Origin of the sequence: Synechococcus sp. PCC 7336 (assembly GCF_000332275.1) — a bacterium.
GTDB lineage: Bacteria > Cyanobacteriota > Cyanobacteriia > Thermostichales > PCC-7336 > PCC-7336.
The window spans coordinates 3,208,551-3,230,773 of record NZ_CM001776.1 but is presented as its reverse complement, the minus strand read 5'-3'; the positions used below and the strand labels follow the sequence as shown (position 1 = coordinate 3,230,773).

At 55.3% G+C, this 22,223-nt stretch carries 23 protein-coding genes, 1 tRNA gene and 1 pseudogene; 10 read left to right on the top strand and 15 right to left on the bottom strand.

All coding sequences use genetic code 11. From position 1 onward, the window contains the following. On the bottom strand, window positions 1-252 hold the full coding sequence (locus SYN7336_RS26190) for a hypothetical protein (RefSeq protein WP_017326877.1): 252 nt from the start codon (window positions 250-252) through the stop codon (window positions 1-3). Window positions 253-495: 243 nt separating this feature from the next. Between SYN7336_RS26190 and SYN7336_RS15555 the strand changes: the two genes are divergently transcribed. From SYN7336_RS15555 to SYN7336_RS15535, 4 genes and pseudogenes are all read left to right on the top strand, one after another. Further along, window positions 496-1,380, top strand: a complete 885-nt coding sequence (locus SYN7336_RS15555) for an oxygenase MpaB family protein (RefSeq protein ID WP_017326876.1) — start codon at window positions 496-498, stop codon at window positions 1,378-1,380. 292 nt (window positions 1,381-1,672) lie between these two features. Next, window positions 1,673-1,813 (top strand): hypothetical protein, encoded by a 141-nt coding sequence (locus SYN7336_RS31005; RefSeq protein ID WP_156820171.1) that lies wholly within the window; start codon window positions 1,673-1,675, stop codon window positions 1,811-1,813. A gap of 38 nt (window positions 1,814-1,851) precedes the next feature. Then, entirely contained in the window at window positions 1,852-2,067 is a 216-nt protein-coding gene (locus tag SYN7336_RS15540) for a type II toxin-antitoxin system HicB family antitoxin (RefSeq protein ID WP_017326874.1), read from the top strand. A 995-nt stretch (window positions 2,068-3,062) separates the two neighbouring features. Further along, window positions 3,063-3,233 (top strand): annotated as a pseudogene (locus tag SYN7336_RS15535) (Uma2 family endonuclease); the annotation flags it as partial. Between the two features lie 35 nt (window positions 3,234-3,268). Here SYN7336_RS15535 and SYN7336_RS15530 read toward each other — a convergent pair. Together SYN7336_RS15530 and ilvA are read right to left on the bottom strand one after the other, a co-directional pair. Then, a complete protein-coding gene (locus SYN7336_RS15530) occupies window positions 3,269-3,688 on the bottom strand; it encodes a heavy metal-responsive transcriptional regulator (protein ID WP_017326872.1) in 420 nt (139 codons plus the stop codon). A 40-nt stretch (window positions 3,689-3,728) separates the two neighbouring features. Beyond that, window positions 3,729-5,240, bottom strand: coding sequence for a threonine ammonia-lyase, biosynthetic (ilvA, locus tag SYN7336_RS15525; RefSeq protein WP_017326871.1), 1,512 nt, complete (start codon window positions 5,238-5,240; stop codon window positions 3,729-3,731). A gap of 326 nt (window positions 5,241-5,566) precedes the next feature. Between ilvA and SYN7336_RS15520 the strand changes: the two genes are divergently transcribed. Continuing rightward, window positions 5,567-6,028, top strand: a complete 462-nt coding sequence (locus SYN7336_RS15520) for a hypothetical protein (protein WP_162139114.1) — start codon at window positions 5,567-5,569, stop codon at window positions 6,026-6,028. 119 nt (window positions 6,029-6,147) lie between these two features. Here SYN7336_RS15520 and SYN7336_RS15515 read toward each other — a convergent pair whose 3' ends face one another. The 4 genes from SYN7336_RS15515 to SYN7336_RS26175 form a co-directional block, all read right to left on the bottom strand. Further along, on the bottom strand, window positions 6,148-6,441 hold the full coding sequence (locus SYN7336_RS15515) for a YggT family protein (protein ID WP_017326869.1): 294 nt from the start codon (window positions 6,439-6,441) through the stop codon (window positions 6,148-6,150). A 172-nt stretch (window positions 6,442-6,613) separates the two neighbouring features. Continuing rightward, the gene (locus SYN7336_RS15510) at window positions 6,614-6,931 is read right to left on the bottom strand and encodes an addiction module antidote protein (protein ID WP_017326868.1); all 318 of its coding nucleotides are present in this window, start codon (window positions 6,929-6,931) and stop codon (window positions 6,614-6,616) included. Beyond that, on the bottom strand, window positions 6,924-7,067 hold the full coding sequence (locus SYN7336_RS32355; RefSeq protein WP_017326867.1) for a type II toxin-antitoxin system RelE/ParE family toxin: 144 nt from the start codon (window positions 7,065-7,067) through the stop codon (window positions 6,924-6,926). The genes SYN7336_RS15510 and SYN7336_RS32355 overlap by 8 nt, the downstream gene beginning before the upstream one ends. A gap of 370 nt (window positions 7,068-7,437) precedes the next feature. Then, window positions 7,438-9,375 (bottom strand): glycosyltransferase family 39 protein, encoded by a 1,938-nt coding sequence (locus tag SYN7336_RS26175; RefSeq protein ID WP_202951111.1) that lies wholly within the window; start codon window positions 9,373-9,375, stop codon window positions 7,438-7,440. Window positions 9,376-9,817: 442 nt separating this feature from the next. On the opposite strand from SYN7336_RS26175, the gene dut reads away from it, so the two are divergent. Both dut and SYN7336_RS28130 read left to right on the top strand, forming a co-directional pair. Continuing rightward, the gene (gene dut, locus SYN7336_RS15495; RefSeq protein WP_038026028.1) at window positions 9,818-10,246 is read left to right on the top strand and encodes a dUTP diphosphatase; all 429 of its coding nucleotides are present in this window, start codon (window positions 9,818-9,820) and stop codon (window positions 10,244-10,246) included. Window positions 10,247-10,330: 84 nt separating this feature from the next. Continuing rightward, window positions 10,331-13,669 (top strand): intein-containing ribonucleotide reductase, encoded by a 3,339-nt coding sequence (locus SYN7336_RS28130; protein WP_017326864.1) that lies wholly within the window; start codon window positions 10,331-10,333, stop codon window positions 13,667-13,669. An 18-nt stretch (window positions 13,670-13,687) separates the two neighbouring features. Here the strand turns inward: SYN7336_RS28130 and SYN7336_RS15485 are convergent, their stop codons facing one another. The 5 genes from SYN7336_RS15485 to SYN7336_RS32350 form a co-directional block, all read right to left on the bottom strand. Further along, window positions 13,688-14,275, bottom strand: a complete 588-nt coding sequence (locus SYN7336_RS15485) for a Uma2 family endonuclease (protein WP_017326863.1) — start codon at window positions 14,273-14,275, stop codon at window positions 13,688-13,690. A gap of 117 nt (window positions 14,276-14,392) precedes the next feature. After that, window positions 14,393-15,493 (bottom strand): ArsA family ATPase, encoded by a 1,101-nt coding sequence (locus SYN7336_RS15480; RefSeq protein WP_017326862.1) that lies wholly within the window; start codon window positions 15,491-15,493, stop codon window positions 14,393-14,395. Between the two features lie 64 nt (window positions 15,494-15,557). Next, window positions 15,558-15,911, bottom strand: a complete 354-nt coding sequence (locus SYN7336_RS26165; protein WP_017326861.1) for an HU family DNA-binding protein — start codon at window positions 15,909-15,911, stop codon at window positions 15,558-15,560. Window positions 15,912-15,978: 67 nt separating this feature from the next. Beyond that, a complete protein-coding gene (locus SYN7336_RS15470; RefSeq protein ID WP_017326860.1) occupies window positions 15,979-16,173 on the bottom strand; it encodes a cytochrome b6f subunit family protein in 195 nt (64 codons plus the stop codon). Between the two features lie 155 nt (window positions 16,174-16,328). Further along, complete coding sequence (locus tag SYN7336_RS32350; RefSeq protein ID WP_227498520.1) at window positions 16,329-16,499, bottom strand: hypothetical protein; 171 nt, start codon at window positions 16,497-16,499, stop codon at window positions 16,329-16,331. Here SYN7336_RS32350 and SYN7336_RS29025 point away from each other — a divergent pair. Next, window positions 16,452-17,048 (top strand): type III pantothenate kinase, encoded by a 597-nt coding sequence (locus tag SYN7336_RS29025; RefSeq protein ID WP_227498681.1) that lies wholly within the window; start codon window positions 16,452-16,454, stop codon window positions 17,046-17,048. The genes SYN7336_RS32350 and SYN7336_RS29025 overlap by 48 nt on opposite strands. Here the strand turns inward: SYN7336_RS29025 and SYN7336_RS15465 are convergent. After that, window positions 17,005-17,091, bottom strand: a tRNA-Ser gene (locus tag SYN7336_RS15465). The genes SYN7336_RS29025 and SYN7336_RS15465 overlap by 44 nt on opposite strands. 137 nt (window positions 17,092-17,228) lie before the next feature. Continuing rightward, entirely contained in the window at window positions 17,229-17,870 is a 642-nt protein-coding gene (locus SYN7336_RS15460; protein ID WP_017326859.1) for a 1-acyl-sn-glycerol-3-phosphate acyltransferase, read from the bottom strand. Between the two features lie 300 nt (window positions 17,871-18,170). Between SYN7336_RS15460 and phoU the strand changes: the two genes are divergently transcribed. Both phoU and SYN7336_RS15450 read left to right on the top strand, forming a co-directional pair. After that, window positions 18,171-18,812 carry a phosphate signaling complex protein PhoU gene (gene phoU, locus SYN7336_RS15455; protein WP_017326858.1) on the top strand — a complete coding sequence of 214 codons (642 nt, stop codon included), beginning with the start codon at window positions 18,171-18,173 and terminating at the stop codon, window positions 18,810-18,812. An 88-nt stretch (window positions 18,813-18,900) separates the two neighbouring features. Then, on the top strand, window positions 18,901-21,210 hold the full coding sequence (locus SYN7336_RS15450) for a ribonuclease R family protein (RefSeq protein WP_026101049.1): 2,310 nt from the start codon (window positions 18,901-18,903) through the stop codon (window positions 21,208-21,210). 71 nt (window positions 21,211-21,281) lie between these two features. Here SYN7336_RS15450 and SYN7336_RS15445 read toward each other — a convergent pair whose 3' ends face one another. Next, complete coding sequence (locus SYN7336_RS15445; protein WP_017326856.1) at window positions 21,282-22,061, bottom strand: DUF3318 domain-containing protein; 780 nt, start codon at window positions 22,059-22,061, stop codon at window positions 21,282-21,284. Window positions 22,062-22,223 lie beyond the last annotated feature (162 nt).

Genomic DNA, 22,223 nt, shown 5'->3' with positions numbered 1-22,223 from the left:
TCAGTGCCAATTCATGGGGCAAAATTCCCCGATATGCAGCACGGCCTCGCCATAGTCTGGAATCCAGGCCACCCACTCATCCTCGGACAACTGACACAAGAGTAGGGCTTCGTGATAGCTATATTCGCTGGGTAAGTCCAGTAATTTTATCCAACTGGAGGGGCGCACCATATCCAAGTAAGGACGAGTCAGATGACTCGGGACATAGGTGGGCGATTGAACGGGAACGCAAGCCTCTAGCAATGGGGTCATCGGTCGTCCTCCAAGGATTGGAAAAGGAACGGAAGGATCGCTATTTTTGTCCGTTTGTAGAACGGCTGGCGATCGCCAATGCAAAGCTCTAAAAAGAGCATTGAAATATATTTCTGTATCCTAGAATACGAAATTAGCAGTTTTCTGTCAGGAAATTGTGGGATAAATTAACGATCTCGACAGATCTCGCCACGGGAGAGTTCGCTTACAGTGAATGGGATGCCGTATTCTAGAAGTTGTCCGGTGGCGAAGCGATATTCCACTCTCCAACGCATTCAACAGCTCGATCCAGAGCGGGATTGCCAGCAGATTTGCCATCTGATTGCGGGCTACGAATTTGCTTGGGATGTGACGAGATCGCTAGAGTTGGCACTGCTCAAAACTTTTTGCATTCCCAGCATTAGCCAACTGCTCGATCGCACGGGGGAATTTATCCATCGTCCCCAAAAGCGCTATGACGACACCGGTCTAATTGTGTCGGAGTTGGTCAAATATGGCTACGACAGCGATCGCGGCTCGGCTGCTCTAGCACGGATGAACCGCATTCACGGCCATTTCGACATCAGTCATCGAGATTATCTCTACGTGCTGTCCACTTTTATCTACGAGCCGATTCGCTGGATGGATCGATTTGGCTGGCGACCGATGTGCGAAACGGAACGGCTGGCTTGCTTTCACTTTTGGCGAGAGATCGGCGATCGCATGGGTATCCGGGGGATGCCTGCAAGCTATAGCGATTTCGAGCAATTCAATCTCGACTTCGAACGGGAGCACTTTCACTACTCTCTCTCCAACCAGCACATCGGCGAGTCCACCCGCACCATGTTCCTCAGTTGGTTCCCTGCTCCATTGCGACCCTTGGTTCGCCCGGGCGTTCATGCGTTTCTAGACGATGCCATGTTGGGGGCTTTAGGGTTTCCGAGGGCATCTGCCCCACTGCGATGGGCGATCGCCAATTGTCTGAAATTGCGAGGTCGCTTGGTGCGCCAACTCCCCCCGAGGGAAACCGGACACTTTTATGTGGATGCCTCCCACCGTACTTATCCCGAGGGATACTCGCTAGAGAACCTGGGACCGCCTCATATGCTGGAGGAATTGAACCGGGGGAGCTCGCCTGCAGAGAACTGAAGGTTAAGCGATAAAAATTTGTTCGACATAGGCCAGATATTGCTCGAAGGTGAAAATCTTTGATTGGGGGGCAGTGGTTTGAGTCACGATCGCGTCCGCGAATAGACTTGGGGCGGGTTCTCTCTGCAAATGGGGTCGTGGCAAAATTATAGCTATAAGGGTACAAACCAGTTCCTGCAAGAGGATTTGGGCGATCGCATGGTATCTGGACTTTACGATGTCTCAGTAAGGACTCATCTTGGCCCGCTAGGCGCGCAACAAACTGGACCGCTTGCAACCGCTGAGTGGCAAATTGGACATCCTCCAATACCAAACGCGGCTCCTGCTCGACTTCGAGCTTATCGAGCTAAAGCGCTATGAGTATGCCAGTGGCCTCATCGACGAATTAGGCCGCCAGTTGAGCGGCTGGGTCGGCCAGCAGAAAGCCAGCTAATGATAGATTGAGCAAAACGCGAAAGGCCAGCGATCGACGTGACCGAGAAAGCGCAGGAATTCTACGTGCTGATTGAGCGGGACGAAGACGGCTATTACGTCGGCGAAGTCCCGCAACTGAACGCCTGTTACAGCCAGGGAGAGATCCTCGGCGAGTTGCTCGATAACATTCGCGAAGTCATTGCCCTGTGCCTCGAAGATGAAGGCCCAGAAAGCAGCTCAGAGTTTGTCGGCATCCAAAAAATAGTCATTTAACGATGCCACCACAACCAAACGTAACGGGAAAGCAGCTCATCCGAGCTCTGGAATAACCTGAGTTGTGTGGCTCTGCATTGCACTCACCCCCGGCCCCTCTCCCTGGGGAGAGGGGAGAAACAGCCACGAGTGTCTTGATAGGCGTGGATTCCCGTGTTCCCAAAGTTGGTGGGAAAGCGAGCCACTGACATTTACCAAATGGCCAATGTTGCCGAATATGAATTTTGCCAGCAGTGTCAATGTTGGGGGAAGGAGAACAAAGCTCAAGCTCCTCAAACTCCCCTAGCTCCTCAAGCTCCCCTAGCTCCTCAACCCCCCCTAGCTCCTCAAGCTCCCCTCTCCCTGGGGAGAGGGGTTGGGGGTGAGGGCCAGATCGTCGCAGCATTAAGCATTAATAAGAATGACTATGAGCAGCTTCGATCGCTTCGTCAAAAACCCCCTAGCGCCTCAAGCAGTTGGAAGCCGACTACACCAGCGGCAGGCGTTCCGAGCACGACGTTGTCCAAAGTCTACAAAGCTGGAATGCCCACCTCGCCCACGGCGATACTTGGCGACTGCGGTAGAAAATCTTTGCGGAACTCGGCTTGCCAAATCCGCTAGAGTTACAGCGGGGCGGGCAATGAAGCTGCTGCGGAGCGGTTCGTGGAACAACAATCCAGAGAATTGCCGGTCTGCTTCTCGCAACAACAATACGCGCGACAACTTCAACAACAATGTTGGTTTTCGTGTCGTGTGCGAGTCTCCGTTCGCGAAGCGACTCCGAAGGAGTTGTACTCTTCAAGGTCAGAACTGACTGGTGAGAATCAGTTGGGAGTGCGCGAAGAGTCCAGACCCATTCTGGCGATGCACAAGCATCCAAAAATCCCTTGTGGCTGAATAGCTTGGTAGGAACCTCCGAAGAGTCATTCAGCCACACCCTTTTTTTCTAGATTGTGGCTAGCTGAGCAGCGCTCAGCCTACGACAGATGCCAGATGGCCCTCCTGGCAAGCGAGTTCTTAATTGGTACGACCGCGAGAGGAATCGACTGACAGCTCCTGCAGAGGTCGCAGAGCGGGAAAGCCAGCGGGCCGAACGAGAACGACAGTTGCGCCAGCAGGAACGACAGTTGCGCGAACAACTATTGGAGAAACTTCGACAGAGGGGAATCGATCCAAATACGCTCTAGCTCGCGAAAACACCTATCCCAAAATAATCGCCCCGTCAACTATCCAGCTGAATAATCGGGCAAATAATACCCTGCTTGCGAGCAGGGGAATCTTCAGAAATATCGACCAGCGATCGCAACTCCGCTTTCAAAGTCTGTAACTGCTCGATTTGGCGATCGAGAGCGGCAATTTTAGTTTCGAGACCGCTTTTAACCTCGCGACAGGGCAGTTCGCCGCGATCGTGGATCTGCAAAATGTGGTGAATCTCCTGCAACTTGAAGCCCAAGTGCTGAGCCCGTTTGATAAACGCCAGACGGGGTACCACTGCCGGTGAAAACAGCCGGAACCCTCCAGCGGTGCGCTTGACAGCTCGAATCAGTCCCAGTTCTTCGTAGTAGCGCAGCGTTTTGACCGGCAAACCCGTTTCAGTTTTTAACTCGCCAATGCGCAAGAGCTGCGATTCTCGAACTCGCATTGCGGTTCTCCAGACGTTGCCTCCATCTTAAGAATTTTCTCTAAGCCAAAAACAGCTTGTAGGCCGGATTGTTATTCTCATCCCAATACCGATATCCCAACGTATCCAAAAACGCCTGCCATTCCTGCATCTCCTCCGGCGGCACCTGCATCCCCACCACAATGCGACCGTAATCTGCCCCATGATTGCGATAGTGGAACAAACTGATATTCCAATTCGGACTCATCGCCCCCACAAACTTCATCAAGGCCCCCGGACGCTCGGGAAATTCAAACCGGTAGAGCAACTCGTTATGGGCCAACGGCGATCGCCCCCCCACCATATGGCGAATGTGCATCTTCGCCAGCTCGTCATCCGTCAGATCCACCGTCTCGAACTCATTCCGCTCGAACGTTTCCTGCATCTGAGCCGCATCGGCCCGATCTTGAATTTGCAACCCCACAAAAATATGGGCAACAGTGCGATCGGCAATGCGATAGTTAAACTCCGTCAAATTGCGCCTGCCAATACACTCGCAAAACCGGCGCAAACTTCCCGGCTGCTCGGGAATCGTCACCGCAAAAATCGCCTCCCGCCGTTCCCCCAACTCCGCCCGCTCGGCAACAAAGCGGAGGCGATCGAAATTCATATTGGCCCCGCAAGCCAGCGCCACTAGCGTCTCCCCCTCAATTCCCGTCCGTTCCACATAAGCTTTTGCCCCGGCGATCGCCAGCGCCCCCGCAGGCTCCACAATCGATCGCGTGTCTTCAAACACATCCTTAATCGCCGCACAGGTGTCGTCGGTTCCCACCAACACAACCTCGTCCACATATTCCCGACACAACCGGAACGTTTCCTTTCCCACCTGACGCACCGCCACGCCATCTGCAAACAGGCCCACCTGCTCCAACCGCACCCGCTTGCCTGCCGCCAGCGATCGCGACATCGCATCCGCATCCACTGGCTCCACCCCAATCACGGCAATCTCGGGCCGCACCTGTTTGACATAGGCCGCAATTCCTGCAATTAGCCCGCCGCCGCCGATCGCCACAAAAATCGCGTGAATGGGCTGCTGGCACTGCCGCAAAATTTCCATCCCAATCGTCCCCTGACCGGCAATCACATCCGGGTCGTCAAAGGGATGCACGAACGTCAGTCCTTTGTCCCGCTCCAGTTGGCGGGCGTAAGTATAGGCATCGTCATAGGTATCGCCAAACAACACCACCTCGCCCCCTCGCGCCTTGACTGCTTCAACCTTCATTGATGGAGTCGTTACTGGCATGACAATAATCGCCCGCGTACCCAACCGGCTGGCCGCTAAAGCCACCCCTTGCGCGTGGTTGCCCGCCGAAGCGGCGATCGCCCCCCGCTGCAGCCGTTCGGGAGGCAAATGAGCCATTTTGTTGTAGGCTCCCCGCAACTTAAACGAGAACACGGACTGCAAATCTTCCCGTTTGAGCAACACTTTGTTGTGCAGGCGGGCGGAGAGATTGGGGGCCAGTTCCAGCGGCGATTCTTGCGCTACGTCATAGACGCGGGCAGTCAAAATGCGGGTGAGGTAGTCGGAGGGCATGAAGGGGGAGAAGGGAACGATGGGGGTCTATTTTACGCTACTGTCTCTCACCAGTGGAGCAAAGATGAAATTTCTGAGGACAAACACCTGCGATCGCACAAACGCAATCAAACTTTAAGTAAGCCGATCGACGATGGGTTGCATGAAAGTACAACAAAGTATTTCAAGCAGAAAGACATCGTCATTGAATAGAAGTTCCAGAAATGACACCAATTAAACTGACATTCTCAATATCTGAAAGCAACTCAACATTTTAGTAGGTTGTGACTCTACCATCCTTACTATAAGGTTACCAATCTCTATCCAATTTTATGGAGGAAGACCAAATGGTATCGATCGACAACCTCAAAGGGGCATGGGATTATCAAAGCTTTTTAGTCTTGCCGACAGCAGAACAATTTAGCAAGCCGCCAAAGACTCCAATACCATGCGAAAAATGGGCAATGGGTCAACTGATTGTGCCTGAGGACAGCAAGCCAGAGTTCCGAGGAGAGTTGGTTTTTGCACCTGGTGTTACGCTCGAGGTTATAGGTAAAATTATACCTGCCGATGGCTCAGTCCCTGCATCTATCAATGCTAAAGGGGAAGGATTTGAAGGATCGACTGAGGGTGCAGTTTACATCATCAATGGATGGGTTGTTCCCACTTCGCCAAAGACGGGAGAATCGGTCACTTTTCGGGGCTCAGTCTTAAGCATCCGAGGTCCTAATAGCGACCCAACAGTAGAGCTTGGCGGAAGTCCAGCCGGTACGGTGGGTGCGTTTATCTTAACTGCACGTAACGAATAAGATGTCAGAGATGTCAATCTCATTCGTTATCCGAGAGTCAGTTGAGAATGAAGACCGCACAGGGGGCGTGATGGGTGACGTAGCTGCAAAGCGATCGCCCACATCCCGATTCAAAAACGCTAGTGAACTTGGGCAGCCATTGTCAGCAACCCTTGCTGCCCCAACAGAATTTCCCGCACAAACGACACGATCCCAACCCAGACGACTGGGGTCATATCCACCCCACCCATTGTCGGAATCACTTTGCGGGTCAGCTTTAAAACACCCTCTGTAGGTGCGATCGCCAAAATGTACGGAAAGCGGGAGGTGTCAATTTGGGGATACCAAGATAGGGGAATGCGCAGGATAAATAACAGGATATATAGGGCTAGCAGGGGATTGAGAATCCAGATGGCAAGGGTGAGTGTATCCATAAGTAGGAGTTCGATGGAAGGGGAACGGAAGGATCGACTGACTTGATTGTAAGGCGAGGTCTAGAGAGGCGATCGCTCGATTAGATACAATATAGTGACATTATAGTGTATCAAAAATTTCGCCAACGAAGGTTGTACCGCCGAGGAAATAAAAGGGTATAGAAGCGTCGTCTCACTCCATATGCATATCCATCTTCTGCGGCATCAGATAATAGCCCATCGTCTGCATAATTGAATTGATGGTATCCAGGCGTGGATTGCCCTTTTCTGATAAGGCTTTCTGCAAGCCCTGGCGGGTAATACCCGCCTCCTCTGCAATGGCAGATATGCCTCGAACGCGGGCAATAATACGCAGTTGCGAGAGTAAAGCCGTCCCGTCGCCATCGCGCGCGTATTCAGCAAAGCTCTCGGTTAGAAACGCCTCAATTTCCTCGGGATGCTCCCGAAAATACTCCTCGGTAAATTCTTCCAGAGTTCTATAATCACTCATTGCGTCGATGCTCCTTCCAGTAGGCTTTTGCCCGCTCAATATCGCTGCTCTGGGTTGACTTATCGCCCCCACACAGGAGAACAACAATTTCGTCTCCCTCTTCAGCAAAATACACTCGGTATCCAGGGCCAAACATCAATCGAAGCTCGAAGATACCCTTCTCCAACGACTTACAGTCGCCATAATTAATCGAAGCTTGAAGATACCCTCCTCTAACGACTTACAGTCGCCATAATGACCTGTTTGGATACGAAACACCCGTTGTAAAATACGTCGTCTAGTCTTCGGATCGCGGAGAGCCTCGAACCATCGGCTGAAGGACTCCTTCCCTGCAGAGTCTCGATAGAAAATAAGCCGCTTTGGGTGAATATCTTTTGCCACGTAAGATCGTAGCCTATCACTGCAAACTATAGTTTGCAGTTTTTCTAAGGTACGCCAGCGGGCCGCACTCTCGTTCTGATAAACTACGATTCCCCCCTATCGGGAACCTCCAAATTGCCGATCGGTCATTTGGCTAGAGACCCCAGTATATCGGCCACATCCACTCGCACCAATTGATAGGCACCAATCTTACCGAGCCTATCGCGGCGATCGTTGGGCTTGAGACCTAGCTCGGCAAACTCGCCGATCGCCCCCAGCACCAAAGCTGTAGGTTGACCGTTCGTTTGAATCTCAGTCAAAGTTTCGCCGAGCCGCTGGCGACTGTCGGTGTAATACACTGTCTGGCGCATGTAGAAGGTAATGCTGGGCTTGGCAAAGCCGATGGAAAGCGTAGGTTCCGACGGACGTTGCTCCTCCACCGCTAGCAAGGCCAATTCGCGGATCGGTTGTTGCCGTTGATTATCGAGCAGGGGCAAGACGACTGACACCGCAAGGGCAATAAATGCGATCGCCGCCACCACATTCACTGCCCCCAGCCAGCGATCGCGCCCGGTCAGCAGCAACAAAACGGCTAAGACTGCAGCGATCGCCCACACCAGCACCCCCATCAGCGGCAATTGCGCCCGCACAATTGCTGCGGGCAAATCTGGGGCAGCGCTATCCGGTCCCAACAGTCGCGGCAGCAGACCGCAAGCGGTGGCTAACAGCCCGAAAAAGACCACATTCAGCCAGCCCGTTACCTGGGCTCCGAGGGGCGATCGCCCTTTCGAACCCGCCAGTGCTTCTGTCAAAAACTCGCTCCACATCAGCGCCACCAACACTGCCGCCGCAGGCATCAGGGGCAGGACGTAGCTGGGCAGTTTGGTGACGGCAATGGAGAAGAAGCCAAAGATTGCCACAAACCAGCAGAGCGCAAAGGGAGCGAGGTGGGCCGAGCGGGGTTGCTGGCGCCATTGCTGAATGCGCCACGGGCGCAGGCGGGCGATCGCCAAGGGCAAGTGAATGGAAAACGGCAAGAACCCCAGCAGCACGATCGCAAAATAGAAATACCAGGGTGCCGAGTGGCGATTGACTACGCTCGTGAAGCGCTCGAAGTTGTGATAGCCAAAAAACGAGTCGATATATGCCGATCCGTTAGCCAGAGTAACCAGCACAAACCAAGGGACGGCGATCGCCCCCATCAAAAGCAGGCCCCACAAGAGCCGCGCTTCGCGCAAGACTGGCCAAAATCGGTTCGTGTAGAGCAAAAATAGCCCAATCCCCAACCCCGGCAGCACGAGCGCCACCGGTCCTTTAGCCAAAATCCCCAAGCCGATGCAGGTATAAAAGGCCAAATACCAGCGGGTTTTTGCAGCGGATGCCTCCGCCGCATAGGCAGCAAAAAAGCAAAACATGCCGCTGCCAATACAGCCTGTCAGCAGCATGTCGGAAACCCCCGTGCGACCCCACGCCACCATCAAAGGGGTGAGGCCCATCAGGGCGATCGCCAAGGCCGCAGCGAGCCATCTTTGAATGTGGCGATCGCCAGCAGATTCTTGCCCCGGTCCTAACGTCGAGATCCCGTATCGCCTCACGACCGGTAAAGAGATCGCCATCAAACCGATCGCCGAGAGGGCCGACGGCAGCCGCGCCCCCCATTCGTTTACCCCCACAATGCGGTAGGCGATCGCCATCAGCCAGTAAATTAACGGCGGTTTATCGAACCGAGTTTCGCCATTGAAATAGGGGGTAATCCAATCCCCCGTCACCACCATCTGGCGGGCAGCCTCGGCAAATAATGGCTCGGTTTCATCCACCAGGCCAAACTGCCCCAGTTTCCACAAAAATGCCAGCCCGCCGATCGCAGCCAGTACAACCCCCAGCAATCCCCAACTCAACAGCGGTCGGTCTTTCAAAAAATAGGCAAGTGGCAGATCGAGGCGATCGCGATCGACAGGGATACTCATGCAGCTAGGGAAGGTATGCGGGCGATCGACGCCAGCCGGACGGAATGCAAACGTTGCTCTCGTAGCATAGTTCACTGTCAGCTTGTGGGGATCGATCTGAGTTCGATAGCTCTGCATGGCCCTCTCCCTGGGGAGAGGGGCTGGGGGAGAGGGCCAAACTCAGATTGTTCTACGCTGTCGGAGGCGAGCTCCCCAGCAATTCCCCCCCCCGCCTCCGGCCGATCCCCATCCCTAGTTGACTTTGGCTCAATTTGCCACCACAGCCTCCACGAATAGTGTGACGAGACATTGCAGTCACCCAAAAATCTTAATAGTTCTCTCCAAATCGGGAGCAAACGAAATTCCCATGCGCCTTCGAGGGGATTGCCCCCCCAGACAAAGGTAGCCATCGGGCAAATCTCGAACCGGAATGTCGTGATATAGTGCTCGCCATAGCTTTTAGACTCTACGGGTAGTGTTAGCCCGCAGAGAAATTGTTGAATCGATCCGGATCGTTTTCAAGCTTCGATCGCCCCTATTGCGGTGTATTTGAGTTTTGATGTGTTTGAGGCCAGCGCCCGTGTTATCTGTCAAGATTCAACGATTGAATACCTGTTATGCTTTGCCTTCCCGCCGCGATCGCCAAGATGCTGGCTGGGATTGCTACGCTGCAGGAGATAGCCTGCTGCTACCCCGCACGATCGGCAAAGTGTCGCTGGGCTTTTCGCTAGAGATTCCCCCACAGTGGGCGGTGATGCTGTTGCCGCGATCGGGGCTGGCCTCGCGCGGCATTACCTTGAGCAATTCTCCCGGCCTGATCGATGCCTCCTACCGGGGGCCGGTCTGCGCCTTGGTTTCCAATTTGAGTGACGAACCCTTTACGATCCGTCGCGGCGATCGCATCTGCCAGCTCGTCTTTTTACCCGTTCCCGAGGTTCACTGGCAGCAAGCCGAGGAACTGTCTGTCACCGCTCGCGGCGCGGGTGGGTTTGGCAGCACGGGGGTTTAGCAACCGACATTCGAGACTTCGAGAACGCACGTTCGCCACTTTCGCCTATCCTGGTTAACCCGCTTGCATTTTTTTGGGGCTCATATGGAATTCATCACACCAGAGCAGATCGATCGCGCCAGCCAAACCCCCGTTCCTTACGGTCCATTGGGGGCTGTGGTAGACACGCGCACCTACCTGCGCTACTTGCCCGAGCAGCAGCGCCGCGAAACCCCTTGGGAGCGCAATGCGCGGGTGACCAACTACAACATCAGCTTGGCGATCGGAATGCAGTCGGAGGGGGAGTTACAGGCGGAAGCCGAGCTCATGTTCGATCGCTTCAATCAACTCAAGGCTTGGGCCTCGGGTCGCGTCGCTTGGATCGGCGGCACCAAAATTACCGATACGGTGCCAGAAGCCTGTTTTAACTGCAGTGCGCTGGCGGTGGACCGCTTGGCCTCGTTTACCGAAGCTTTTCACCTGCTGATGTTGGGCTGTGGTGTGGGCTTCCGCGTTCTGCCAACCGATGTGGAACAATTGCCCCAATTCCGTCAGGACTTTAAGGTTGAGTCGCTGCCAGTCGAGCTGCGTCCGGCAGCAGAGCGTCAGGAGAGCACCACGCTGGAATTGGACGGTCCCGTGGCTCGCGTGACTGTGGGAGATTCCCGTCAGGGGTGGGTAGATGCTTTAGGCTTATTGCTCGAGCTTGCCAGCGAGAACAGCGAGTTCGAATCGATTGAATATAACTTCAATCACGTACGACCCTATGGCGATCGTATCAAGGGCTTTGGCGGCACTGCCAGCGGCTACACTCCCTTACAAAAAATGCTGCTGGAGGCGAGCAATATCATCTGCAGCGCCCCCAGTCCGCAACTGCGACCGATCGACGCTATGGATATCATGTGCTGTATTGGCAATTGCGTGGTGGCGGGTAATGTGCGGCGCAGTGCCGAGATTTGCCTGTTCGACCCCAGCGACACTGAAACGGCTAATGCCAAGCGCGGTTTGTGGACGGATGAGAAGTTGGCCCACAAGCGCTATCGGTCGATGTCGAATAATTCTGGCGTCTATTTCGAGCGGCCCGAGAAGAGTTTTTTGCGGGAACTGTTCCAGGTGATTCGCTACGAAGGGGAACCTGGATTCATTAACGGTGCAGGTCACAAGAGCCGCCGTCTGGCAGCGGCACAGCAATGGCGTCCTGACGAGCCTGCTTCAAACTACGTCGATAACGCCGGCCTCACCAACCCTTGTGTGACCGCCGATACTTGGATTCATACCGGCGAGGGACCGCGTCAAGTGCGCGATCTGATTGGCGTCCAACACAGTACTTATGTCAATGGAGAGCTGTTCAGCACAACATCGCAAGGCTTCTGGCAGACAGGAACGAAGCCAGTCCTCGCCCTCAAAACGGAAGAGGGATACGAGCTGCGGCTGACGGACAATCACCAAGTTCTCAAGGTCGCCGCTCAAACGCGATCGCATCAATACACTGAATGGGTAGAGGCCGGTCAGTTGCAGCCGGGCGATCGCATTGCGCTGCACAACCATCGCGGGCTTCAGCCTTGGGATGGTTCCGGCACGTTCGAGGAAGGCTGGCTGCTGGGCAATTTGGTGGGTGATGGAACCTTCTCTCACGATGTTCAATCCAGTCCCAACAAAGCTCCGCTAGCTCACTTGCGCTATTGGGGGGAGGATCGCGATCGCGTTAGCCAACAGGCATTGACGATGGTGAAAGCCACTGTCAAACACCGATCCGATTTGGGCACGGTTGAGAATGCGGCTAACGGATATACGAGTATTGCTTCCAAGGGACTGGCGGAATTAGCTGCCGACTTTGGCATTCGTGCGGGCCACAAGACGATTGCACCAGAAGTGGAACAATCCTCCTACGACTTTCATCGAGGCTTCTTGCGAGGACTGTTCGATGCGGATGGCAGCGTGCAGGGCAGCCAGGAAAAAGGGGTCAGCGTTCGCTTGACCCAGGCCAACTTGCCACTGCTGAAGGCAGCCCAGCGGATGTTGGCTCGGTTGGGGATTGCTTCGCAGATTTATTGCGATCGCCATCCGGCGGGAGAGCGCCGCTTGCCTGACGGGAAAGGGGGTTATGCGCTGTTTGAGTGTCGCGCTACCCACGAGTTGGTCATTGCCAAAGATAATTTGCAGGAATATGCTGCTGCGGTTGGCTTCCAAGAGCCTGCAAAGGCAGATAAGCTGACGCAACTGCTGTCGAACTATCGCAGAACTCCCTATCGCGAGCGGTTTACCGCAACGGTGGCGGAGGTGGTTCCCGCTGGCGTTGAGGCGGTGTACGACTGTACGGTCCCCGGCCCCGCTCGCTTTGATGCCAATGGCATCGTGGTCCACAACTGCGCGGAAATTCTGCTCAGCTCTGGCTATGGGGGCGAGAAAGCTGGCTCCTTCTGCAACCTGACAGCACTGCCCCTACCAGTATTTGTGAAGGAGAAGGCTGAGGGGGGTTGCGAGGTCGATTATGAAGAACTGGAAATTTCGCTGCGGCTGATTACTCGGATTGGCCTGCGCCAAACTTGTGTGGAGATCAGTCTGCCGCTATGGGATATGACCCAGAAGCAAGAGCGTTTGCTGGGGGTGGATTGCTGCGGTTGGGTGGAATTGTTCGACAAGCTCGGTTGGGGTGTAGATTCGGACGAAGCCAACTGGTTGCGCAAGTGGTGCCACGACATTGCCAACGACGAGGCGACTCGCTATGCCGAAGTGCTGGGGGTACCGCGCCCGCTGTTGGTGACCACCAACAAGCCCAACGGCACTTATGCGCAACTCAATACGATCGCCTCGGGGCTGCACTGGCCTTATGCTCCTTTCTACCTGCGCCGGGTGCGCATGAGTCGTACCGATGCTCTGGCTCTGACTTTACGGGATAAGGGAGTGCCGATTTATCCCGAGTCGTTTGTGTTGGATGGGCTGCCCGAGGCTCGGGGGGAGACTATTTGGGAGAAGTTGGACTGGTATCGCAATCTTCCGGCTGAAGCGCGCGATCGCGTTTTGGAGAAGTCCGATACTTGGGTGTTGGAGTTTCCGGTGAAGACGGCGGCGCGGCGCAAAAGTAGCGATGTGTCCGCGATCGAGCAGTTGGAGAACTATCGCTGCACGGCGAAATACTATTGCGACCACAATGCCAGCGTGACGATTACGGTGGCGGATGACGAGTGGGACGATGTGGTGGATTGGGTGTACGACAACTGGGAGGATTTTGTCGGCATTTCTTTCTTGCCCAAGTCGGCAGACGATGTCTATCCACTATTGCCCTATCAGGCGATCTCGGAGGCTGAGTACGAGCAGCGGGCCAGGAGTGCGGTGTTTTCGGTGGACTTCGATCGCCTTGCCTTTTACGAGCGCCTGATGGACGACCCCGATGCGGTGGATCTAGAGGCGGATTGTGTTGGCGGGGCTTGTCCCGTTCGGTAGCGATTTAATCTAAGACTGCTAGAGTTTTGCAGCCAGAATGCGATCGGCTGTCAGGCTTAGAGATGGAAAAATCTGGGAGCGAATCGCTGTCGCTCCTTTAAAGACTGTGTCATCGTAGCGCCCAGCCTGGAGTAGGCAAATTGTTACCTGTTGCCGGATGGGATCCACAATCCAATACTCTGGGATTTCCAAAACGCTGTATTCACTGTGCTTAGCACGATAGTCAGTCGATACGGTCGATTCGCTGACGACTTCTACCACAAGTAGGGGGGGTGGGTCGTGCAGTTTAATAATGGCTGCTTGCGTCTGCATTGCTTCCCACTGTTCAGTTGGGAGCACCACGATATCTGGAATGCGGGAGGTATCCCATCTGGTACTGCGGGGAGACCGAATACCAATGCGCATGTCTTTTGCCGTCTGGGGTTGGCCGGTCTGCTGTGCCGCTGCTTTGAATTGGTCATTAAGGCATTCAGCGATCGCACCGTGCAGTCCTGTCCCAATACCCATTGCTACGAGCTCTCCGTCTACCAGCTCGAAGCGATTTCCAGTATTGTCGTCATAAGCTAAGTATTCCTCGAAGGTGAATTTTCGGGTGGTGACGGTCATGATGATGACCTCTGGAGCGATAGAGGATGTAAATCCAGTGTAAGGGCTGTCCTTGGCGCATCGTCTAACCGGTCTAAGGAACCGAGACTGAGTCTAAATCCCAGTAAATCATTCAGGCTAAGCCAGTCGAACCGTGAGGAAGGGTTCTTCAAACTTGGCTCCCGTCACCTGCCGACCGGCCAAGCCGTCCGGCAGAAATAAATTGCGTCGCTGATCGCCTGCCGTGACCGTCAATTCGGGACCGGACTGGCTCAGCCCAATTTGCTCCCTGCTAAAGCCGGGAATAAACAGGCGGACGGTCCGAGCGCCAATGTCGATCGCGAGGGGAGGGGGCACGTCAGGGGTCTGAAGCACGGGCGCGATCGCCTCTACTATTGCCGACCACTGACCCGGCTGGAATAGAGGGAGCTCGATCGCGGGCAGCGGTGCGAATTGAAGTTCTGCGGTATTAGCATTGCCGTGGGGCGCTATCAGTGCGCCGCCCACCGTCAGCCCCACCATCTGAGCGCTGCCCCACAAAAACCGCGCAGTGGCGATCGCCGCTTTGTCCTGAGTGGTGACAACATAAGCCCGCACGCGACCCGGATCGGCGATCGCCTGTTTGCCCTCCCCCAGTAGATCGCTGCCGCGCTCTCGCCACTCGGCTGCCAACTGGTCGGACGAGGGAGAGCCGGGCATCACCGCTTGCAAGAGCGGGTCGACAAACGGCTTCAAGGTTTTGTATAAATCCGATTCGAGAAATGCTTTGGAGGTGCGGCGCTGGTACCAACCGCCCACCTCGGGGATGCCGAAGGTGCGTAGGGTGGCGAGATCTCCCGCACCGTCATAGATTAAAACGTCATAATCGCCACTGGCATCAAAACTGCGCAGGGCCGACAGCAGCAGCCCCGCTTCCATTCCGGGCAGGATGGGAATTTCCTGGGCGTAGATTTCTTTGAAAAAAGGCGTGCGAATGTACTGGGCTTCCAACTCCTTCACCATTGCCCAGCCGTCTTTCACCATTTGGGTGCCCCGAAACTGCATCGCCCAGAGGTTGTCGGCGATCGCCGTTGGCTCGGAGGCAATGGGCATGCCCAACAACAGTTCCAGGGCCAGACCCTCCTGCTGCCCCACCAACAACGTGCGCTGTCCCTGCTGGGCAGAGGCTTTAGCAGCGGCGATCGCGGCAATGGTTTTGCCCGTGCCGCCTTTACCCAAAAATGTAAGGATTTGACTCATAGTGCAATTGCAGATTGGAGATCGCTACCTTATCCTGTCACCGGCTCGAACGGTTGTCGCAGGGCTAGCAGGGGCCATCGGCGCGATCGCTCTCCCCAGAGCTTTCGCCCCGCTCTTCTGAGGGCAACTGCGAGAGCAGTGCCTGCTTCACCCGCTGCTGCAACTCGGTACTGGGCACGAAGCTGGGCACGAATGCCGCCGGGATGATGACGGGTTGGCGGGTGCGAGGATGCCAGGTTTGGCGAGGGTTGCGATAGCGGGTTTTGAAGGTGCCGAAACCGCTCAGGGTGACGGACTCGTTGTCGGCCAGAGCAGCGGCGATCGCTTCGCAGGCCGCATCCACAGCCGCTGACGCCAGCCGAATGGATAAGCCATCCACCTGCTCGGCCACTTGACGAGCCAATGTACGTCGGTTCATAGCTAGGCCAGGAATGGGCGAATGGAGACGAACGAGATTGCTGGCAATGGGGGTGAGAAGCGAGGCGCTAGACTGCGGCAAGCTCTTTGGCAAAGAACCAAGCCACGGTTTTGTCGTCGAACTCTACTAGATAGCCAATGTCGCTACCGTCCACAATGCGGTTGCCCTTGACAATGCCGATGGCACCCACCCGATCGGCAACTTCCGATTCACCGGGATCTGCAAGGGAGTTGACTTTGACTTTATCCCCAACACGGATCATATGAATGCTTCCCTTGACGATGATTAAATTTTGAGAGCGGCAGAAGTCCTGTAGGAGCAACCGCAGCACTGCTTTTGAGATATTACGGCAAAATGTCTGCACCCAGAACCCCTTTTTCTTCTGTCGATCGCCCTCAACAATGGCTGGCGCTGGCGTTAGGCAATAGCCGCTGTCTGTGGGGCCAATTTTTGGGCCTTAGCCTGCAGCAGTGGCAGTGGTGTGCGCTGGATGAATTCCCCAGTTGGGCTACGGCGAATACGGAACTGTGGCTGGCGGTTGTGGGACAAAGCGATCGCCTTCAGAATCGGCAGAGATGCCAAGTCCATCACCTGACGCTGGCAGAGGTGCCACTGGCAGGCACCTACGAAACCCTCGGCCTCGATCGCGCCTTGGCCTTGGTGGGGGCAGCTCGACGGGTGGGATGGCCGGTGTTGGCGGTGGATGGGGGAACTGCTTTAACGATCTCTGCTGCCGATGCGGCAGGTAGGTTTGCAGGGGGAGCCATCTGGCCCGGTTTGAGCCTGCAGGGGCGATCGCTCCATCAAGCTACGGCTGCACTGCCGCTAGTGACGTTTGAGCACAGTCAGTTGCCCTTGCCCGAGCGCTGGGCGACCTCCACTGGGGATGCGATTTGCAGCGGCATTCTCTACTCGGCGATCGCGGCAGTGCGAGACTATTGTCTCGACTGGCGGCTGCGCTATCCCAATAGTCCGATTGCGTTCTTGGGGGGAGACGGTCAGCTTCTCCAGCAGGCATTGGCGTTGGGCAATAGTTATTGCGACCCCACCCTCGTGCTGCAAGGAATCGCAGCTTGTCGAGAGCTGAATCGAACGGAGAGGGGGGGATTCGAACCCCCGAACGGTTTAACCCGTTAACGGTTTTCGAGACCGCCGCATTCAACCACTCTGCCACCTCTCCACCAAGGTGCAACTATAGCTGACCAACTCAGCTCTGAAATTCAGCGCTGAATCCATCGCGGACAAGCAGTGGTCCTGCCCCGCTATTGTAAGACAGATATCGGCAATCGCGTCCCTCGACTGTCTGTAGGGGGGCCATCAGCGCCCCAGATCCAGTAGTGCGTGAATGGCGTCGGTACAGGCTTGCGCGGTCGCCTGCAAATCTGCCCGATCGCCCGATGCTGGCGGCGGCAAAACGCGCCCAATTCTCACCGTCACGGGGGTACAGCCGCGTGGCAGACGCTTGCCCTGCGGCAAAATATTCTGGGTACCCCACAAGGCAACGGGCAGCATAGGGACGCGAGCCTTGGCCGCGATCGCCGCAGCCCCCAAATAAGGCTTGTGGATGCGTCCGTCGGTGCTGCGGGTGCCGTTCAAAAATATCCCTACTGCCCAACCATTATCTAATGCTTGTCGGGCTGCGAGCAAAGCCCTGCGATCCGCCCCTCCCCGTCTGACCGGGTAGGCTCCATAGAGGCGGATGGCTTGCTTGAGAACCGGCACGTTAAAGAGTTCTGCTTTGGCCATAAATGCCACGGGACGCCCGACGCAATTCGAGAGAAATGGCGGGTCGAAGAGGCTGGCGTGGTTGCTCACGACCACTAGCGGTCCCTGTTTGGGGACGCGATCGGCACCGTAGATCCTGCCGCGATAGATAATATGCAAGGTGGGGCTTACCACCAGCCACTTAAACAAGTGGTAGAGCACTAAATTGTGGAACGGTTCGCGCTGTCGAGGCATGGGTCTGATGGGTAAAAAATAGCAGCATCGAGCCAATCCCGGTCTGGAAGCGATATAGAATCGAGAAACTGGGAAGGTTACCGCAGACAGTGTACTGTGCCGAGGGATAGCGAGGCGATCGCCAGACGGCAAGATACTCGACATTGAACCGCTGAAAGCCATGGCTAAATAGTTCGATGATTTCTTGCGAGCTGTGACATTATGTGGCACATCTAAGGCTGGCTAGTGGCCTTGTACTTCCCTCCTATCCAGACCTGCACGCGCACCCAGTTCCAACCGCATTCGCTCTGGGGGGCTACTATGTCCCGACTTGACTTCGACTTGCAACTCAAGCAACTGCAACAGGACGTACTGCGCATGGGGGCACTCGTCGAATCGTCTGTGTTACTGGCCTACCAAGGATTATTCGAAGATAACTTGGCTGCAGCAGCACAGATTGCAGTCCAAGATAAAGAAATCGATCGCTACTACCGTCAAATCGAAGTGGACTGCATTCGAGTAATTGCACTACAGTCTCCCGTAGCGCAGGATCTGCGGTTGGTGAGTACTCTCATGCAAGCGATCCGAGATTTGGAGCGCATTGGCGACTATGCTAAAGATCTAGGCGAGTTAGCAATGCGGTTAGCTGCCTATCCCCCTTTAGAGGATCTGGACCGCGTTCAGGTGATGACCCAGCGATGTCGGCTCATGCTCAGCCACAGTCTGGCAGCCCTGACCAACCTCGATGCCGAGTTGGGCTTGCAGATTAAAGAGCAGGACGATGCAGTGGATGACGACTACGACAGCCTCTATACTTCGCTGGCCCAACGGTCGGATGTCCGAGGCCCCCTCGAACCCTATATGCTCGTGCTATTGATGATTCGCCATCTGGAAAGAATGGCCGATCACGCCACGAACATCGGTCAGCGGGTCGCTTACGTTGTGACTGGATCTCGCCAGTAAGCCTTCGTAGGACTTTCGCTAACGCAATTTGGTCTTGTCTCCGCTCCCGATCCAAATCCTCTCTCCCACCCATTCGACGATTGCCTTCATGGAATTTTCTGTTGCTCAACTGTTCGCGCAATTTCAACCGATTCCTGACGACGCGACCCCTCCCCTTCTGACCCGCAGCGACCTCGATCGCGCCCTCGACATCGCCACTCCCGCTCAAGCTGAGGAATTGGATATTGCCCTCAATGCGCTGATGCGGATTGGCTACATCGAGAGTAAGGCTGGAGACGCCACAACCTATTGCCTCAGCAATAATGACAAGCTGGTGGAGGGACAGTTGCGCTGCTCCAGTAAGGGGTTTTGTTTTGCCATCCGCAACGAACCGGGGGGCGACGATGTTTACATTCACGGCAGCAATCTGAATGGGGCCTGGAATGGCGATCGCGTCCTGGCCCGAGTGATTAAAGACGGCAACCGCCGCCGCAGCCCCGAAGGCCAAGTTGCTGCGGTGATCGAGCGGGTCAATCCCACCGTTGTGGCTCAGTTGAAACAGACGGAGAAGGGGTTTAAAGGGGTCCCTCTCGACGATCGCCTCCTGTTCGAATTGGATTTGACCTTTCCCCCCCCCGAACCGGCGACAGAGGCTGCCGAGACCTCCTCTAGTACCCACCTACCGCCAGAAGCAGAAGCGGGCAAGTTTGTCTATGTAGAAGTCGAACGCTATCCCCTGGCGCAAATCCCCCCCCTCGGTCTAGTGCGAAAAGTGCTGGGGAGCGAGAGCGGCACGTCGATGGATATCGATTTGGTTTGCTGCAAGCACGATTTGCCGCAGGAGTTTCCCGAATCGCTTGAAACGGCAGCAGTCAAAGTGAAGGGCAAGCTCACTAAAACCGATCTAAAAAAACGGCAAGATTGCCGCAACTGGTACATGCTTGCCCTCAGTGGGGACGGAGAACCCGCCCAAATGGCCCTGAGTTTAGATCAGAAAATCAATTCCACTTGGCGGCTGGGCATTCACATTACTGATGTGGCCCACGCCCTGCTAGCAGATCACCCAGTCGACTTAGAAGCTCAGGAACGCGGTCTGGCCACCCACCTAGAAGAGACCACCCTTCCTTTATTTCCCAGTCGCGTCCTGCAACAATGCAGTTTTGCCGCTGGGACCGAGCGCCCAGCGATCTCCGCTATCTATAACATTGCAGCCGACGGAACGATTAAATCATTTGAGATTCGCCTCACTTCAGTAAATTGTGACACTCGGCTGACCTACGGTCAGGCTCAATCGCTACTGGAGGCCGCCGACGAATCGTCAATGTCGGATGCGGCGCGCTTGCTCAAACAGCTTTTAGCCTTGCAGCCTGTGTTAAGGCAGCAGCGTCACGAGAAAGGGGGCTGGGATGTGGCCTTGTCTAGCTCTCGAATAACAGCAGATGAAGGGAATGGCTCGGTCTTGGGACTCGATCCGCAGCAGCCACTAGAGGTCTTAGCGAGCGAGCTGCAAGTGTTGGCCAACCACACCATCGCCTGCCATCTGAAAGAATTGGGGGTTCCGGCCCTTTTTCGTACCTGTGCGGCTCCAAGCCCCGAAGCCATGCTGTCTTTCTTGCGGCTGGCAGAGAATATGGGACTGGGCTTAGAATTAGCCGACCCCGAAACGGTAACGGTGGCAGATTTGCAACGGTTTGCCGATCGCATCAGTGCTGCCGATATTGCTGACCAAAACTGCATCCCCCACCTGGCTCAACAACTCACTGCCACCCTCCCCGTCTCCACCGAACAAGCAGAGCCTGTCCTCCATGCCGGATTGGGGCTGCAGCCCTACTGTCACGCGACTGCCCCCCTAGTGCGCTACGTGGATTTGATGAATCAGCGGTTGCTGCATGACGTCTTGACTCGCGGACGCGATCGCCGTTCTTCTCGGGTCAAAACGGGGGTGGATATTGGCAGCAGCACCTGTCACGGTCAGATTAACTGGAATGTGTTAACCCCTAAACGCCAGAAAGAGTGGGCAGACTTGGTGGAGTACAGTGTAGAGCATTTGAACGATCGCCAAGCCCTGGTGCGAGAAGCAGAAACCGAATTGGCCGGTCTGAAACGTTCGGGGTATATGCAAAAGCATATTGGCGAGACGGTTTCGGGTCTAATTGTCGGAGTACAGAACTACGGCATCTTCGTGTTGACCGATCCGGTTTTAGCGGAAGGGTTAGTTCACGTCAGTTCCCTCAAGGATGATTGGTACGAATATCGCAATCGCCAGCAGGCATTGGTCGGACGCAAGAGTCGCCAGCAGTTTCAGCTGGGCGATCGGATTGAGGTTGAAGTCAAAGGGGTGGATTATTACCGCCGCCAGATCGATCTCGGCGTTGTGGGGGGCGGCAAAGTGTATGAGGAGGAAGAGGAGCAGTCTTAACGCACCCCAAGATCTGCCGAGAATGCCCGTTTGCAGCCACAATTCTGCTGTTGAACTGCAATCCCAGCTTGCTAGCGGCGATCGCCGTATTGACCTTCGTCGTAGCGCCGACCGTATTGGCGATCGCCGTGGCGCCGCTCTTCATTGGGCCGATCGTCATAGCGATCGTAAGTGCCGTAATTGCGATTGGGAGGCTGCGGAGTCGTTTCCCGGACACTCGACTTATCCTGCGGTCCAATCGCAGACAGCGCCGAAGACGATAGCCCTTTCGCACCGACATATTCCAAATTGCGCTGGCGAATGGTGGTGTCGTAATTGATTTTAGTGCGGCCTTCCAATTGACGGACCTTTTGCCAAGCATCTAGCAACAGCGATGCCGCCTGCTGCTCGGTATAGCCATTTTGGGAAGCGTGCCGAATGGCATATTCGTCGGCTGCCACCTGTGCTTTCTGGCCTTTCTCGGAGCGACGCAACAGTAGGAAGGCCAGCACTGCTAGAGCACCGGCCAAGCCAATGCCCAAGCCATCAGACATCTGCATTTCCACCAACAAACCCGTCGTCCCTGCCCCCAACAGTGCGGGATAGAGCAACAGGGCTGCCCAGTTATTGCCCATAGCTGCTTCAGTCGCCAAACTGGCTTCCCGCAGAAAATACAGTTTTTGCTGATCGCCAGAGAGCTGACGCCAGCGAGCTAAATCGATCGCAAACCGAGATTGGTCTTGCCAAGGAAATCGCCACAATGGCTGTAATACCCGGCTTTGCTCTTCAGTGCCCACTTCGAGCGCGACATCGGGCCGGATTTCGTACGGCAAAAAGTTGACCAGGCGATCGAAATTGTCGAGTTCGTACATTCCAGTGTTGCAGTGTAGGGGGGCAGTTTCAAATGGCGCTTAGCAGTTAGAGGCTAGGATACAGCGGATTGCCAAAGCTACAATGTCTTCTCTGTTATAGCTCGATCCTGCGATCGCTTTGCTTGCCCGAGGCGCGATCGCTGTCAGCGCAGCCAAAGCACT